The sequence below is a fragment of the Stenotrophomonas sp. CCNWLW162 genome, from assembly GCF_037203745.1.
GTDB classification, from domain to species: Bacteria; Pseudomonadota; Gammaproteobacteria; order Xanthomonadales; family Xanthomonadaceae; genus Stenotrophomonas; species Stenotrophomonas maltophilia_AQ.
On record NZ_JBBCBL010000002.1, the window covers coordinates 214552 to 230219 of the forward strand.

At 65.6% G+C, this 15668-nt stretch carries 14 protein-coding genes; 6 read left to right on the plus strand and 8 right to left on the minus strand.

The genetic code is table 11. The annotated features are described in order from the left end of the window. Positions 1-215: 215 nt before the first annotated feature. The 5 genes from V9K93_RS05975 to ubiE all read right to left on the minus strand — a co-directional run bounded on the left by V9K93_RS05975 (position 216) and on the right by ubiE (position 5903). Positions 216-848, minus strand: a complete 633-nt coding sequence (locus V9K93_RS05975) for an HAD family hydrolase (protein WP_136639058.1) — start codon at positions 846-848, stop codon at positions 216-218. Next, entirely contained in the window at positions 845-1576 is a 732-nt protein-coding gene (locus V9K93_RS05980; RefSeq protein ID WP_337302204.1) for a hypothetical protein, read from the minus strand. The genes V9K93_RS05975 and V9K93_RS05980 overlap by 4 nt, the downstream gene beginning before the upstream one ends. A 239-nt stretch (positions 1577-1815) precedes the next feature. Next, positions 1816-2478: a hypothetical protein gene (locus tag V9K93_RS05985; protein WP_136639028.1), complete on the minus strand. Its 663-nt coding sequence runs from the start codon at positions 2476-2478 to the stop codon at positions 1816-1818. 430 nt (positions 2479-2908) lie between these two features. Beyond that, positions 2909-4840, minus strand: coding sequence for a M1 family metallopeptidase (locus V9K93_RS05990; RefSeq protein WP_337302205.1), 1932 nt, complete (start codon positions 4838-4840; stop codon positions 2909-2911). A 301-nt stretch (positions 4841-5141) separates the two neighbouring features. Then, positions 5142-5903: a bifunctional demethylmenaquinone methyltransferase/2-methoxy-6-polyprenyl-1,4-benzoquinol methylase UbiE gene (gene ubiE, locus V9K93_RS05995; RefSeq protein WP_337302206.1), complete on the minus strand. Its 762-nt coding sequence runs from the start codon at positions 5901-5903 to the stop codon at positions 5142-5144. A 79-nt stretch (positions 5904-5982) separates the two neighbouring features. Here ubiE and V9K93_RS06000 point away from each other — a divergent pair, with 79 nt between their 5' ends. The 4 genes from V9K93_RS06000 to V9K93_RS06015 all read left to right on the plus strand — a co-directional run bounded on the left by V9K93_RS06000 (position 5983) and on the right by V9K93_RS06015 (position 7788). Continuing rightward, positions 5983-6435, plus strand: coding sequence for a nucleoside deaminase (locus V9K93_RS06000; RefSeq protein ID WP_046985014.1), 453 nt, complete (start codon positions 5983-5985; stop codon positions 6433-6435). 198 nt (positions 6436-6633) lie between these two features. Continuing rightward, positions 6634-6891: a hypothetical protein gene (locus tag V9K93_RS06005; RefSeq protein ID WP_295382056.1), complete on the plus strand. Its 258-nt coding sequence runs from the start codon at positions 6634-6636 to the stop codon at positions 6889-6891. A gap of 74 nt (positions 6892-6965) precedes the next feature. Then, entirely contained in the window at positions 6966-7292 is a 327-nt protein-coding gene (locus V9K93_RS06010; protein ID WP_006393104.1) for a hypothetical protein, read from the plus strand. A gap of 73 nt (positions 7293-7365) precedes the next feature. Next, entirely contained in the window at positions 7366-7788 is a 423-nt protein-coding gene (locus V9K93_RS06015) for a low affinity iron permease family protein (protein WP_012512139.1), read from the plus strand. 108 nt (positions 7789-7896) lie between these two features. On the opposite strand, the gene smeF is transcribed toward V9K93_RS06015, so the two are convergent. The 3 genes from smeF to smeD form a co-directional block, all read right to left on the minus strand. Next, a complete protein-coding gene (gene smeF / locus V9K93_RS06020; protein ID WP_046985012.1) occupies positions 7897-9282 on the minus strand; it encodes a multidrug efflux RND transporter outer membrane subunit SmeF in 1386 nt (461 codons plus the stop codon). Positions 9283-9379: 97 nt separating this feature from the next. Then, complete coding sequence (gene smeE, locus V9K93_RS06025; protein WP_337302207.1) at positions 9380-12502, minus strand: multidrug efflux RND transporter permease subunit SmeE; 3123 nt, start codon at positions 12500-12502, stop codon at positions 9380-9382. A gap of 12 nt (positions 12503-12514) precedes the next feature. Further along, positions 12515-13696 (minus strand): multidrug efflux RND transporter periplasmic adaptor subunit SmeD, encoded by a 1182-nt coding sequence (gene smeD, locus V9K93_RS06030; RefSeq protein ID WP_032976547.1) that lies wholly within the window; start codon positions 13694-13696, stop codon positions 12515-12517. A gap of 226 nt (positions 13697-13922) precedes the next feature. Here smeD and smeT point away from each other — a divergent pair, with 226 nt between their 5' ends. Continuing rightward, positions 13923-14582 carry an efflux transporter SmeDEF transcriptional repressor SmeT gene (gene smeT, locus V9K93_RS06035; RefSeq protein WP_337302208.1) on the plus strand — a complete coding sequence of 220 codons (660 nt, stop codon included), beginning with the start codon at positions 13923-13925 and terminating at the stop codon, positions 14580-14582. Between the two features lie 44 nt (positions 14583-14626). Next, positions 14627-15619, plus strand: coding sequence for a Gfo/Idh/MocA family protein (locus V9K93_RS06040; RefSeq protein ID WP_337302209.1), 993 nt, complete (start codon positions 14627-14629; stop codon positions 15617-15619). The last annotated feature ends 49 nt before the right edge of the window (positions 15620-15668 follow it).

Sequence of the window (15668 nt, forward strand, 5' to 3'; positions counted from 1 at the left end):
TGTTACCTGACACCGTCGCCAGCGCCCGACCAGGCCGCGACAGTCGTCGGCAGCGGTTCCCCAACCGCCCCGGCCTCAGCTCCGGCCGGCCATCCCGCCAGACAAGGTCCAGCGCGGTGACCGCGCACAATACACTGTGATGACCGTCTACTTCGACGGCTTTCGACATCTGGACCCTTTCCTCCTGCCCGCCATGGGGCGCAGAGGGTGCCCCGCTAGCGCTGCCAATGCTCCAGCACCGCCGCACAATCGGCCAGGTGCCAGCAGGCCATGTCCGGCCACGGGTTGTCCGGAGCATTGACCAGCAGGGTGCGCGTGCCCGCGGCCCGGCCGCATTCCAGGTCGAAGCGGTAATCGCCCACCATCACCACCTGTGCTGGATCTACCTGCCAGCGCCGCAGGAAGTACTGCAGGCCGTCCGGCGAGGGCTTGGGCTCGGCTTCGTCGCGGCCGATGATGTCCTCTTCGGCAAACACATCGCCCAGCCCGATCGCCTGCAGCGTGACCTGGGCCAGGCTGCGCACGTTGCGGGTGAGGATGCCCAGCCGGCAACCGGCGCCCTGCAGCGCACGCACCAGCGCCACCGCGCCCATCGCCGGCACGGAGGCCGCGGCCAGTTCACGCTCGTGGGCCAGCAGCCAAGCATGCTTGGCACTGGCCTCTGCAGCGGGCAGAGCGGCCAGGTGGGTGAGGATGTCGTCCTGCGCCGGAATCGCCAGTTCGCGCTTGATCCGCGCGAAATCATGCATCGCCACGGTCAACGTGCCATCCATGTCGAACACCCAGTGCCGGATTGCCGACAACGCCGGTACTGCCGCGGGTGCCACCACGGGTACCGCCTGGGTCATCGCCACCACGCTGGCATGCGGCTGGCATCGACGCCACCGGTCTCGAACACCGCGGTACGGGTGCCACCGGCCTTGACCGGGAACTCGATGCTGATCGACTTGCCCTTGGCTGCCAGCTTCCACAGCGCTTTCTGGTCGGTGATGAACATGGCGATGGCTTCATCGGTCTTCGGCCGCCAGGCGGCCATGGAAATCGGCTTTCCGTCGTCCACGGTCACCTTCACCGTGCACTGCGGGCAGCGGAAATCGCCGGCCTGCAGCACCAGGTAGGCATGCCGCTTCCATTCCGGGTGATCGCGGAACACAAGCTGCACCGGCTTCGCACCGCTGCCATCCACATCCACCCGTTCCTTGCTGTAGATCTGCGCCGAGACCTGCTTGCCCTTGCTGCCAACCGGAATCTCGTTGTACTGCCACAGCGCCTGCATGCGGCGCAGGTCGCGCGCGGCATCGCCCTTGGCCTTGACCTCGTCGAAGCCGGCGGCAATGCGCTCGGCGGCGGCAGTGTCCTTGTACTGGTCCAGCAGCGAGGCGCCATGCAGGCGCGCACGCTCCCAGTCCTGCGCGGCCACGGCCATGTCGTACTGCTTGGCCACGTCTTCGGCCTTGGCCTCCTTCTGCGCCTGCACGGCGGCCGCGGCGGCTTCCTGCGCCTTGCGTTCCTCTTCCGGGTTGCTGCAGGCGGCCAGCGCGAAGGCACATGCAGCGGCCAGGATCAGTCTTTTCATTGCGTGCTCCCAATCGGTGAAGACGCCTGCCGGCGTGACCGGGATACTTTAGCAACCCGTGGTGGATGGACGCATGACCGTGAATGGGAGTGGCCGACAACCAGGCACGTTGCCTATCCCCGCTGATCACCATCCTGTTCCAGGAACCCACCGGTGCAAGCTCACTCTTTTCTGCGAACACCTCCCCATCGGTGACATTCACCTGCCGCTTCTGCCCATCGCGACGTCAGGCAAGCATCTCATCGCTGGAGGCCGCAACCATGACCTGCCTTCCGCGCAGCGGACACAGTGCGGAAACCGGAGCCACTGGCTGAACGCCAGCCTTGAAAGGACACCCCAGGAGGAAGCCGGAAGGGTCGCATCCCCGGAATGATCACCAGTTCATGCCATGTGCCATTACTTTCCAGGGAGGCTTCGCGCGCCTTCTTCTCCGCAGACGTAACCTCAGTGGGGCCCCCTCCTGCTGAAGGGGTCGAGTGGATGGTGCCCAGTTTCCAGAGTCGGATACGCTCATGACCTTCAGGGGTCCGATCGCTGGAGACCTCGTATCTTTCGATGCCGTACGCCCATGGCACCTCGACTTCGGTTTTACGCACCTTGCCAACGCCGTTATCACCCCGCACTTCAGCGGCTGCGCTGGCTACCATCGAGATTCTGCGGCTCAGCTCGGCGTACATCCATGTTACGGCAGCCAAAGCCTCCGGGTCGTCGCCCCTACTGGGCAACCCCGTCCTAACCGGGTTGAACCAAGGCTCTTGCCCGCAAAGCACGATGGCCACAATCCCCCTTTCTCCAATCCAGGCCGTCTGGTCACCATTTTGATAGAGACGCAAACTGCCACTGAAAGTGGGGATGGACTCCCCAGTGGAGTACTTGATGAGATTTGCGGACTTGAACAGCATCGCTTCTGCAGGCGATGCGGTAGAGACTGCGGGTGTGGCAAGGAGAAGAGCTGCGAGAGCCAGACCGCTCAGAACCGGAAACGTGGCGGGCCGCATGTATCTTTGCATTGACGTTTTCATGGAAATGCCCCTCGCCCGCAACGCTGCGGAAACCGGCCTGATGGAATTGAAGATTGCATACCTGTCGGATATGCAATGGACTGCACTGCATCCAGCGGCTGGCAACCAGCCCCGTTGATGCAAGAGAGAATGTTCAAGCTCAGGTCCAGGGAAATCCATACAACAATCTTCAAAAACCCTTGCAGACACCCATCACGCAGACCCAACGCCTCCTTCCGCCATCATGAACGTGACACCGCGACCGATGGTTGCAACCACAAAAAACGGCAGGTTTCCCTGCCGTTTTTTTGTTTCGCACCAACGCCGACGATTATTTGCCGGCGCTTGCCTTATCCAGCAGATCCTGCACCGAGGCGGTGGTGATCGGGTGGTAGCCCGGCTTGGCCTTTTCGAAGGCCTGCTTGGCCAGCTCAAGACCCTTCGGGGTCTTCACCAGTTCGGCGTAGATCGGCATGATCAGCTTGCGACGACCGACGCGCTCGATGAACGCGGCTGCGCCTTCATTGGCCTGCTCGTAGCCACTGCGGATCGCCAACGGGTACCAGCGCATGGCGATCTCGCCATTCGGGGTGCCGGTGAAGTGGAACGCCTTGTCCAGCGTGGCCAGCTTGTCCAGCGGCTGGGTGGCGCCCAGGCCATCGATGAAGCGGACCCACTCCTGGGTGCTCCACTCGGCAATCACCTGGCTGCTCGGCACGGTGCCGGCGCTGGCGAAGGCGATGCGCGCGGTATCGACGCTGCTGAAATTGCGCGACTGCGCCTTGGCTGCGAACGCCGGAATGCCCGGCTCGTCCAGCCACGCCTTCAGTTCGGCCTCGGTCACCGCCGACGGATTCTTCGGCAGCAGGTTCTTCTTCAGGTACTCGACGAACTGGTCGGTGTTGGCGCTCTGGAAGGCGTGGTCATCGAACCAGCCGCGCAGGAACGGGTCGAAGGTTTCGCGGCCGAAGCGCTGTTCCAGGAACTCCAGGAACCACGAACCCTTGACGTAGGCCACCTGGCTCAGGGCTTCGTCCGGGTCACGCTCGTTCAGCGGCGGCAGCGCCAGCGCCTGGTCGGCCGGGCTCATGTCCTTCACTTCGGCCAGCAGATCGGTCTGGTCGATCTGCTTTTCCATCTCGGCCATCTCCTTGCCGTACAGGGCTTCGGTGATGCGGCCCTGGACGTAGGTGGTGAAGCCTTCGTTGAGCCAGATGTCCTTCCAGCTGGCGTTGGTCACCAGGTTGCCCGACCAGCTGTGTGCCAGTTCATGGGCGACCAGCGAGACCAGCGACTTGTCGCCGACGATCACGGTCGGCGTGGCGAAGGTCAGGCGCGGGTTTTCCATGCCGCCGAACGGGAACGACGGCGGCAGCACCAGCATGTCGTAGCGGCCCCAGCGGTATTCGCCGTACAGCTTCTCGGCGGCACCGATCATCTTCTCGGTGTCTTCGAATTCCTTGGCGGCCTTGTTGACCATGGTCGGCTCGGCCCAGACGCCGGAGCGGCCGGAGATCGGCTCGAACACCAGGTCGCCGGCGGCGATGGCCAGCAGGTAGGACGGAATCGGCTGCGGCATCTTGAAGGTGTAGTCACCGTCACGCGCGGCCTTGGGATCGTTGTCGGCGCTCATCAGCACCATTACGTCCGGGCGCGAGACCACGTGCGCGCTGTAGGTGAAGCGCACGCTGGGGGTGTCCTGCAGCGGTACCCAGGAACGGGCGTGGATCGCCTGCGACTGGCTGAACATGAAGGGCAGCTTCTTGCCCTCGGTCATCGACGGCGCCAGCCACTGCAGGCCCGAAGCGGTCGGTGCGGTGTGGTAGGTCACTTCGACCTTGGCCGGCTGTTCCGGGGTTTCGATGGTCAGCTTGCTGCCGAACACCTTGTCGGCCGGGGCCAGCACGAACTGCAGCGGGCTGCGCGCGCCGTCAGCGGCGATCGCTTCGACCTTGGCGATGCTCAGCTCGCGGGTGTCCAGCACCAGCTGCTTGGCGTCCTTCTGCTTCCATTCCAGGGTGTAGGTGGCGGTGCCGCCGATCTGCTTCTGGTCGAAGTCCAGCTTCAGGTCCAGCGCGATGTCCTTGACGACGACCTTGTCCGGCTCGGCGTACGAGCTTTCATCGTGGCTGCGGTTTTCGGCGTTCACGGGGGCGGCGGGAGCCTTTTCGGCAGTCGGGGCGGCGGCGGGCGCGGCCGCCTCCTGGGAGCAGCCGGCGGCCAGGGCCACGGCCAGCGGAAGGAGCATCAGCGGATTACGCATGAATCGGGACCGTTACGGGGAACAAACCCCAATGGTACCTCCGTCCGGCCCCGCAGGCGTTGCGCGCTGCGGGGTAATGGCGGGGGGGCCGATCCTGCGCCTCCGGCGCATGCCGACCGAGGTTGGCCTCTACCGGAATGGCGACGGACGCGGTACGGGCGGCCGGGGCTGCGCTGCGCCTCGGGCGCATGCCAACCTAGGTTGGCCTCTACCGGTAGGTGCCAACCTTGGTTGGCACGGATCTGTCATCGCTCGCGGACGGGCGTGTGCCAACCAAAGTTGGCACCTACCAAAGCGGGGCTTACAGCTTGTAGCCGGAATGGATCGAGACGATGCCGCCGGTCAGGTTCTTGTAGTGGCAGCGCTCGAAACCGGCCTGCCCCATCATCGCCTTCAGCTCTTCCTGCGGCGGCTGCTTGCGGATGCTCTCGGCCAGGTACTGGTAGCTGTCCGAATCGTTGGCGAACAGCTTGCCCAGCTTCGGCAGGATCTTGAACGAGTGGAAGTCGTAGATCGGCTTGAACCAGTCGGCGGTGACTTCGGAGAACTCCAGCACGCGGGCCTGGCCGCCGACCTTCAGCACGCGGTACATCTCGCGCAGGCCGGCGTCCTTGTCGGTCACGTTGCGCAGGCCAAAGGCAATGGTCACCAGGTCGAAGCTGTTGTCCGGGAACGGCAGGGCTTCGGCATTGCACTGCACGTAGTCCAGGCCGAGCACCAGGCCGCGGTTAGTCAGGCGGTCGCGGCCGACCGACAGCATGCCGGCGTTGATGTCGCCCAGCACCACCGAACCTTCGGCGCCGACGCGCTCTTTCAGCAGCGCGGCGATGTCACCTGTGCCGCCGGCCAGATCGAGCACGCGGTCACCCGGCTTCACCTGCGCAGTGGCGACGTAGTAGCGCTTCCACGCCCGGTGCACGCCCATGCTCATCAGGTCGTTCATCAGGTCGTAGTTGCGCGCGACCGACGTGAACACCTGGCCGACCAGCTTCTGCTTGTCCTTGGCGGCGACGTCGCGGAACCCGAAATGGGTGGTACCGGATTTGTAGGGGGATTCGCTCATGCCCCGATTATCGCACCGCCGGGGGCCATCGGCACCCCCTGCCCGTATCATGGCGGGCCATGACTTACCGGAGCCCCGCATGATCACCACGCCCGACTACCAGGCCCTGCTGCAGACCGCCATCGCCGAAGCCCGCCAGGGCCTGGCCGAGGGTGGCGTGCCGATCGGCGCGGCGCTGTACCACAACGACGGCCGTCTGCTCGGCTGCGGCCACAACCGCCGCGTGCAGGAAGGCGACCCGTCAGTGCATGGCGAGACCGATGCCTTCCGCAAGGCCGGCCGCCAGCGCCGTTATCAGGACACCATCATGGTCACCACCCTGGCGCCGTGCTGGTACTGCTCGGGCCTGGTGCGCCAGTTCAACATCGGCACCGTGGTGGTCGGCGAATCGCGCACCTTCCAGGGCGGCATCGACTGGCTGCGCGAAAACGGCGTCAAGGTGATCGACCTGGACAGCCAGGAATGCGTGGACCTGCTGGGCGGCTTCATTGCGCAGCACCCGGAGATCTGGAACGAAGACATCGGTGAATGAACACCGCGCAGCCTCCTGTTGAACCCGCTTAATGAACGCTTCAGTGCCGGCACATCCTTGTGCCGGCAGCGTTTGCAGCCATCACCGTGAACCAGTGCACAGTCAGTTGCCTGGCATGCACACGCGCCGGTAACACCCGAGCCCGCCATCGCACCTAGGGTGGAATGACCGGGGCCCCTTTCCCCGGCGGAGCCAGCCATGTGCGCGCTCGCCCTACGCCCTGCATCAGACCCGGCCCTTGCCGGCATCCGCGACCGATTGACGCAGCAGTTCGCGCTGCATCGACGCACCGCGCCGTTCTGGACCGCTTACCAGGGACTGCAGCAGGAAGTGATCCGCGCCCATCCGCGTGATCATGTGCGGCTGTGCAATGCCATGGCCGACATCGCCGAAGACCTCGGTGCCGTGACCCGCGCGCAGCTGCTCGATGGCAACACCGGCTGCACGCCGCGCTGACGCGGCATGCACCGGCGCATACGCCACACTGCGATGAACCCCCACTCCCATCCACCTCAACCGATTGGATCGACATGCACGCTGAAGTCCCCACCATTCCCCCGGTCATCAATGTCGATGCCGAGCTTGATCACTGGCGCCGCCAGCATGCCGACGGCGCACTGCCGCACAACTCGTTCGGTTCCTACGTGCCGTGGATCAAGTTCGCCTGCGATTCGCTGATCACCCAACCGCGCGCAAGCAATGCCCAGCGCGACGAGATGTTCCAGACCCAGTACGCGCTGCAGATCATGCCGAGGCTGAGCGAGTCCCAGGCCCGCGAGTTCGTAGACCGCTGCTGGCAGCATGTCTACCAGACCAGCCCGGTGCGGCTGCAGGACGCTCCGCGCCTGCGCGCCTGAGCCGAACTACGGCTGCACGGCCCCTGCACGGGCCACTGCCGATCATCCTCGTCACCTGAGTGGGACGACGACGATGAAAGCAAGAAACCTGTTCAATACGATCGCCAAGAAGGCTGCGGCCGCCACCGGTTCGCCGTGGACCTTCCTGGCTGCGGTGATGATCGTGGTGATATGGGGCATCAGCGGGCCCGTGTTTGGCTTCAACGACACCTGGCAGCTGGTGATCAACACCGGCACCACGATCATCACCTTCCTGATGGTGTTCCTGATCCAGCACACGCAGAACGCCGATACCGCGGCGATGCAGATCAAGCTGGACGAGCTGATCCGGGCGACGGCCGAAGCCAACAACGAGCTTCTGGACCTGGAAGAGCTGGATGAAGAGCGCCTGGAGGAGATCCGCGCCGAGTACGAGCAGATGGCCCGCGAGGCCGGTGACGCGCTGGCGCGCGTGCGCGCCTGCCATGGCGTGCGCCGGGATGATGAAGCGGTCTGAAGGTAGCGCTACCTGCTCTGGTAGGTGCCAACCTTGGTTGGCACAATGCCGGCCGCCTGCGCTGACGCATCCGTGCCAACCAAGGTTGGCACCTACCAGAAGCGCTGCTTATCCGCGCTCGTGCCAGCCGCCGCCCAGCACCTTGTACAGGGTGATGCGGTTGGATTGCTGGGCCAGCTGCGCCTGCAGCTGCGTCTGCTGCGCGTTGTAGGCGGTACGACGTGCGTCGAGCAGGGTCACGAAGCTGTCCAGGCCGGCGTCATAGCGTGCCTGCGACAGGCGGTTGGCCTGCTCGGCAGCCTCGACCAGGCGCTGCTGCGAGGCGACCTGTTCATCCAGGCTGACATTCAGCGCCAGTGCGTCGGCGGTCTCGCGGAAGCCCACCTGGATCGCCTTCTCGTACTGCGCCAATGCAATGTCACGATCGGCATTGGCGATGGCCAGGTTCGCGCGCAGCTTGCCGCCCTGGAAGATCGGCAGCGTGATCTTCGGCAGGAAGCTCCATACGCGGGTGCCACTATCGAACAGGTTGGACAGTTCGTTCGAACCGCTGCCGATGCTGCCGGTCAGCGAGATGCTCGGGAAGAACGCCGCGCGCGCCGCACCGATGCTGGCGTTGGCGGCCAACAGCTGATGCTCGGCGGACATGATGTCCGGGCGTTGCAGCAGCACGTCGCTGGGCAGCCCGGCCGGCGGCGGCGCCAGTGCCAGCAGGCTCGGCGCCACAGCGTCGGGCAGCAGCGCCGGGTCGAGCTGGCCACCGGCCAGCAGCGCCAGCGCGTTGCGGTCCTGGGCCAGCTGGCCACGCAGGCGTGCGGCGTCGGTGCGTGCGGTTTCGACCAGGGTGCGGGTCTGGGTCAGCTCCAGTGCCGAACTGCCACCGCGTTCGTGGCGGGCCTCGGCCAGTCGCAGTGAATCCTCGTAGGTCTTCAGCGTCGCTTCGGCGATCTTCAATCGCTGCGCGTCCGCACCGTAGGTCAACCACGCGGTGGCGGTCTCGGCGACCAGGCTCAGCTGCGCGTTGCGACGGTTCGCAGCCACGGCGAAGTACTGCTGCAGGGCGGCCTCGCTGAGATTGCGCACGCGACCGAACAGGTCCAGCTCGAACTCCGCCACACCAACACCGGCAGTGAACTGCTCGGTGACGCCAGCGTCCGTACCACGGCGATCCATCTGGCCGGTAACGGCCACGCCCGGCACGCGATCAGCGCGCTGCACGCGGTACTGGCCACGCGCACGTTCAACATTGAGCACCGCCACACGCAGGTCGCGGTTGTTCTGCAGGGACTGGTCGATCACCTGCTGCAGGCGCGCATCGGTGAAGAAGTCGCGCCAGCCGACGGCGGCGACGTCAGCCACCTGGCCCTGCGCGGCCTCGGCCGGCCACTGCGCCGGAATGGCCGGAGCGACGGCGGTGTCCTTCGGCACCAGGGTGGAGCAGCCGGCCAGCACGAGCGCGGCGGCGATGGAAACAGCAATGGAATGAAGCTTCATGGCAACACCTTGGGGATCACGGTGGTAGCGCCGGGCCGTACCCGGCGGCTACGCGGTGAGACATCCGCCGGGCATGGCCCGGCGCTGCCTGATTTCATCATTCGGCGGTTTTGCGCTTGAACACGCGCTGCACCACGACGAAGAACAGCGGCACGAAGAACACGCCGAGCACCGTGCCGACGACCATGCCGCCGAGCACGCCGGTGCCGATCGCCTGCTTGGCGCCGGAGCCGGCACCGCTGGAGATCGCCAGCGGCAGCACGCCCATGCCGAAGGCCAGCGAGGTCATGATGATCGGACGCAGGCGGTCGCGGACCGCGTGCATCGTCGCTTCGATCAGCCCCGCGCCCTTCTCCAGATTTTCCTTGGCGAATTCGACGATCAGGATCGCGTTCTTGCTGGTCAGGCCCACCGTGGTCAGCATCGCCACCTGGAAGTAGATGTCGCGTTCCATGCCGCGGAAGGTATTGGCCAGCACTGCACCGAGGATACCCAGCGGCGCAACCAGCAGCACCGAGGTCGGCACGCTCCAGCTTTCATACAGGGCCGCAAGGCACAGGAACACGATCATCAGCGACAGCGTGTACAGCAGCGGTGTCTGCGAACCGGCCTGGCGTTCCTGGTAGGACATCGCCGTCCACTCGACACCGAAGCCCTGCGGCAGCTGCTTGGCCAGCTGTTCGATCTCGGCCATCGCATCACCGGAGGCCACGCCCGGCGCCGGCTCACCCTGGATCTCGGTGGCCGACACGCCGTTGTAACGCTCCAGGCGTGGCGAACCGTAGTCCCAGCGCTTGCTGGCGAAGGCGCTGAACGGAACCATCTCGCCCTTGTCGTTCTTCACCGACCAGAGATCAAAGTCCTCCGGCACCATGCGGAACGCCTGGTCGGCCTGCACGAATACGCGCTTGACGCGGCCGCGATCGACGAAGTCATCGATGTACGAGCTGCCCCACGCAGTGGCCAGGGTGGTGTTGATCTGGTCGATCGACAGCCCCAGCGACGTCGCCTTGGCCACATCGATATCGATGCGGAACTGCGGCGTGTCTTCCTGGCCGTTCGGACGCACGTTGGCCAGCTTGCTGCTCTGGGCCGCCAGGCCAAGCAGCTGGTTGCGCGCCGCCACCAGGGCTTCATGACCCTGGCCGCTGTTGTCCTTCAGGAAGAAGGTGTAGCCCGAGGCGGTGCCCAGTTCTGGGATGGCCGGCGGCGGGAAGGCAAAGATGAAGGCATCCTTGATCTGCCCCAGTGCTGCCATCGCGCGGCCGGTGATCGGCATCACGCCGTTGTCGGCATCACGGTCCTTCCAGTCCTTCAGCTTGACGAAGGCCATGCCCGCGTTCTGGCCCATGCCGGCGAAGCTGAAGCCCTGCACCGAGAACACCGACTCGACCGCGTCCTTCTCGTTTTCCATGAAGTGCTTTTCGAGCGCGGCGATCGATTCCAGCGTGCGCTCCTGGGTTGCGCCCACCGGCGCCTGCACCAGCGCCATCAGCACGCCCTGGTCTTCGTTGGGCAGGAACGAGCTGGGCAGGCGCACGAACAGCACGCCCATCAGCAGGAACAGCGCGGCCACGATGCCCATGAACCGCCACGGACGGTGCAGGATGCCGCGCACGCCACGCTGGTAGCTCTCGCTGGTGCGGTCGAAGCCACGGTTGAAGCCGTTGAAGAAGCGACCGGCGAAACCGCGGTGGGCGACATGGTGCTCACCCTTCTTCAGCGGCTTGAGCATGGTGGCGCACAGCGCTGGCGTCAGCACGATCGCGACCAGCACCGACAACGCCATCGCCGAGACGATCGTCGCCGAGAACTGCCGGTAGATCACGCCGGTGGAGCCGCTCATGAAGGCCATCGGCACGAACACCGCCGACAACACCAGGCCGATACCCACCAGCGCGCCGGTGATCTGGCTCATCGACTTGCGGGTGGCCTCCAGCGGCGACAGGCCCTCTTCGGACATGATGCGCTCGACGTTCTCCACCACCACGATGGCATCGTCCACCAGCAGGCCGATGGCCAGCACCATCGCGAACATGGTCAGCATGTTCACCGAGAACCCCAGCACCGACAGCACGCCGAAGGTACCCAGCAACACCACCGGCACGGCGATGGTCGGGATCAGGGTGGCGCGGAAGTTCTGCAGGAACAGGTACATCACCACGAACACCAGCACGATCGCTTCGAGCAGGGTCTGCACCACGCCCTTGATCGACACGCGCACGAACGGGGTGGTGTCGTACGGGATCTCGGCCTTCAGGCCGGCCGGGAAGAAGCCTTCCAGTTCTTTCAGCGTTTCATCGACACCGGCAGCGGTATCCAGCGCGTTGGCGCCGGTGGCCAGGGTGACCGCCAGGCCGCTGGCCGGCTGCCCGTTGTAACGGGTGACGAAGTCGTACGACTCGGCGCCCAGCTCGACGCGGGCAACATCGCCCAAGCGCAGTTCGGCACCGTCCTGCGCACCGCGCACGATGATGTTGCGGAACTGTTCCGGGGTCTGCAGGCGCGACTGCGCGTTGATGGTGGCGTTGAGCTGCTGGCCCTTCACCGACGGCGCACCACCCAGCTGGCCGATGGCCACCTGCGCGTTCTGTGCCTTCACCGCAGCGACCACTTCCGGCACCGACATGCCGTAGGTGTGCAGCTTGTTCGGGTCCAGCCAGATGCGCATGGCGTACTTGCCACCGAAGACCTGGATGTTGCCCACGCCCGGAACGCGGCTGAGACGGTCGACGACGTTGGAGCCGACGTAGTCGGCGATGTCGTTGGCATCCATGCTGCCGTCTTCGGACACGAACGCGATGACGTTGAGGAAGCCCGAGCTGGACTTGGCCACGTTGATGCCCTGCCGCTGCACTTCCTGCGGCAGCAGCGGCATCGCCAGCTGCAGCTTGTTCTGCACCTGCACCTGGGCGATGTCGGGGTTGGTCCCGCTCTCGAAGGTCAGGGTGATGGTGGCCTGGCCGTTGGACGAGCTGTTGGAGGAGAAATAGATCAGGCCATCAAGGCCCTTCATGTTCTGCTCGATGATCTGCGTCACCGAGTCTTCGACCACCTTGGCCGAAGCACCCGGGTAGCTGGCGCTGATTTCCACCGCCGGCGGTGCGACGTTGGGGTACATCGAGATCGGCAGCTTGAACAGGGCCAGGCCGCCGGCGAGCATGATGATGATCGCGATGACCCACGCGAAGATGGGTCGATCGATGAAGAAACGTGCCATGGAGTTCTCCGCTTACTTCGCGCCTGCGGCCGCAGCTGCAGGTTGGGCGGCGGCCGGCTTGGCCGGGGCGGCGCCCTGTTCGGTGGCATTCACGGGCATGCCCGGGCCGATCTTCTGCAGGCCTTCGACGATGACCTTGTCGCCGGCCTTCAGGCCGTCCTCGACCAGCCACTTGTCGCCGACGGTGCGGCTGACCTTGACCGGGCGCACTTCGACCTTGTTGTCCTTGCCGACCACCATTGCACTGGTATCGCCCTTCGGATCGCGGGCGATGCCCTGCATCGGCACCAGCACCGCATCGCTGCGCACACCGCCGCCGATCACCGCGCGCACGTACATGCCCGGCATCAGCAGGCCATCGGGGTTGTCGACCCTGACCCGCAGCGCGAAGCTGCCGGTGGCCGGATCGACGCTGACTTCGGAGAACTCCAGCGTGCCCTTGTGTTCGAAGGTGCTGCCGTCTTCCATCAGGATGCTGACCGGCGTCTGCTGGTTGTCCTGCAGGCGGCCGGCGGCCAGTTCGCGGCGCAGCTGCAGCAGCTCGGCCGAGGACTGGGTCAGGTCGACGTAGATCGGGTCCAGCTGCTGCACGGTTGCCAGCGCCGTGGCCTGGCCGGCGCTGACCAGCGCGCCCTGGGTGACGCTGGACTTGCCGATGCGGCCGCTGATCGGCGCGGTGATGCGCGCATAGCCGAGGGTCACGTTGGCGGCATCCAGTGAGGCCTTGGCGGCGCCGACATCGGCCTCTGCCTGCTTCTGCGCGGCCACGGCGTTTTCCAGATCCTGCTGGCTGACCGCGTCGACCTTGGCCAGCTCGGTGATGCGCTTGGCGCTCAGCCGCGCCGCATTGGCGGTGGCTTCGGCGCGGGCCAGCTGTGCACGCGCACTGTTGGCCTGGGCGCGGTAGCTGGCGTCCTCGATCTGGTACAGCGGCTCGCCGGCCTTGACCATCCCACCCTCGGTGAACAGGCGCTTGGCGACGATGCCGTTGACCTGCGGGCGCACTTCGGCCACCAGGAAGGCGTTGGTGCGGCCCGGCAGCTCACGGGTCAGCCCGACGGTCTCGGACTTCAGCGTGACCACGCTGACCTGGCCCGGTCCCTGTTCGGGCGCCTGGGGTTGGCCGCCGCAGGCAGCGACGGTGGCAGCGATCGCCAGCGACAACGCGAAGGGTCGGATTCGGCTCAGCAACATGATGGGAATGGCTCTTGAAGGGAGGGATCTCAGCAGGTGCTGATACGACGGCCCCTCCCTTGCAGGAGTGAAGACCGCGCGGACAGCGCCCACCCGCGTGAAGTGGGAGCCAGGACAGGCCTGCCACGCGCACGACGGGAATGATGGGAGGGAAATATACATACATGCGTGTTTGTTTGTAAAGCGGTACAATTCAGCCACGTTTCACCCGCACTCGTACCCGCTCATGGCCCGCAAAACCAAAGAGGACACCCAGGCAACCCGCGAAGGCATCCTGGATGCCGCCGAAGCCTGTTTCCACGAACACGGCGTGGCCCGGACCACGCTGGAGATGATCGGTGCCCGCGCCGGCTACACCCGCGGCGCCGTGTACTGGCATTTCAAGAACAAGGGCGAGGTGCTGACCGCGATCGTCGAACGGGTGCACCTGCCCTTCATGCAGGAGCTGGAGCGCACCTCCACCGACCAGCGCGACACGCCGGTGCATGACCTGCGCGCGGTGATGATCCACTCGTTCATCGAGCTGTCCGAGGACGAGCGCCTGCGCAAGACCATGGAGATCATGCTGCGCAGCGATGCCTCGGCCGACACCAGGGTGCTGACCGAACTGCAGCAGAGCGGTTTTCGCGATGCGCTGGACCGGATGGAGCGCGCCCTGCGCCGCGCACAGGACCTGCGCCAGCTGCGCGAGGGTGCGGACCCGAAGATCGCCGCACGCATGCTGCATGCCACGGTACTGGGCGTGCTGCACGGGGCGATGGTCGAACCGGACCTGATGGACCTCAAGCGCGATGGCATGCTGGCGCTGGACATGACCCTGGCCGCCTACGTGAAGGAAGGCGTGTTCGTGCCGGGCACCGTACCCGAGCCGCTGCCGGAGGCGTGAGCGGCATTGCTGCCGCCACGACGGCCCCATGTGAGGACGGCCCCATGATCCTGGACAATGTGGCGTGGGGCTTCATCGGTTGCGGCAGCGTCACCGAGAAGAAAAGCGGCCCGGCTCTGGCCGGCGCGCCCGGCTCACGGGTGGCCGCGGTGATGCGCCGCAATGCGGCACTGGCCGAAGACTACGCACGGCGCCATGCGATTCCCCGCTGGTACGCCGATGCCGATGCGCTCATCGCCGATCCGGAAGTGAACGCGATCTACGTTGCGACGCCGCCTTCCACGCACATGCACTACGCATTGAAGGCGATTGCCGCGGGCAAGCCGGTCTACATCGAAAAGCCGATGGCCATGGACCATGACCAGTGCCAACGCATCATGGAGGCCAGCGCACGCAGCGGCGTACCGGTGTTCGTAGCCTATTACCGCCGCGCCCTGCCCCGCTTCGAGAAGGTGAAGCAGCTGCTGGACAGCGGCGCGATCGGTGAACCGCGCAGCGTGCGCGCCACCCTGCATCGACCGCACTCGGCGAATGCCGCGTCGCCGGACTTCTGGCGGACCAACCCGGCAATCTCCGGCGGCGGCCTGTTCGTTGATCTGGGCTCGCACACCCTGGACCTGCTCGATCACCTGCTCGGGCCTTTGACCGATGTGCGTGGCCTGGCCAGTTCGCAGGCAGGCGCGTATGCCGCCGAGGACAGCGTCTCGATGTGCTTTCGTGCCGGTCGGGGGGTGCATGGCATCGCGCAGTGGAGTTTCTGCGCGTTCCGCCGCCAGGATGAGGTCGAGATCACCGGCGACCACGGTCAGCTGCGCTTTGCCACCTTCGATGATGTTCCGGTAGTACTGGAGACCGAGGCCGGCGTGCAGGCGTTCGACATCCCGAACCCGCCGTCGATCCAGCAGCCGTTGATCGCCACTCTGGTCGATGAGCTGCGTGGCAACGGCCACTCGCCGTCAACCGGCGTCAGCGCCGCCCGCACCAATGCGGTGATGGATCAGGTGCTGCAGGCCTACCGCACACGGCAATCGCGCTGACCATCAACGAAGAAGGCCGCCTTGCGGCAGCCTTCCATGTTGCAGCGGC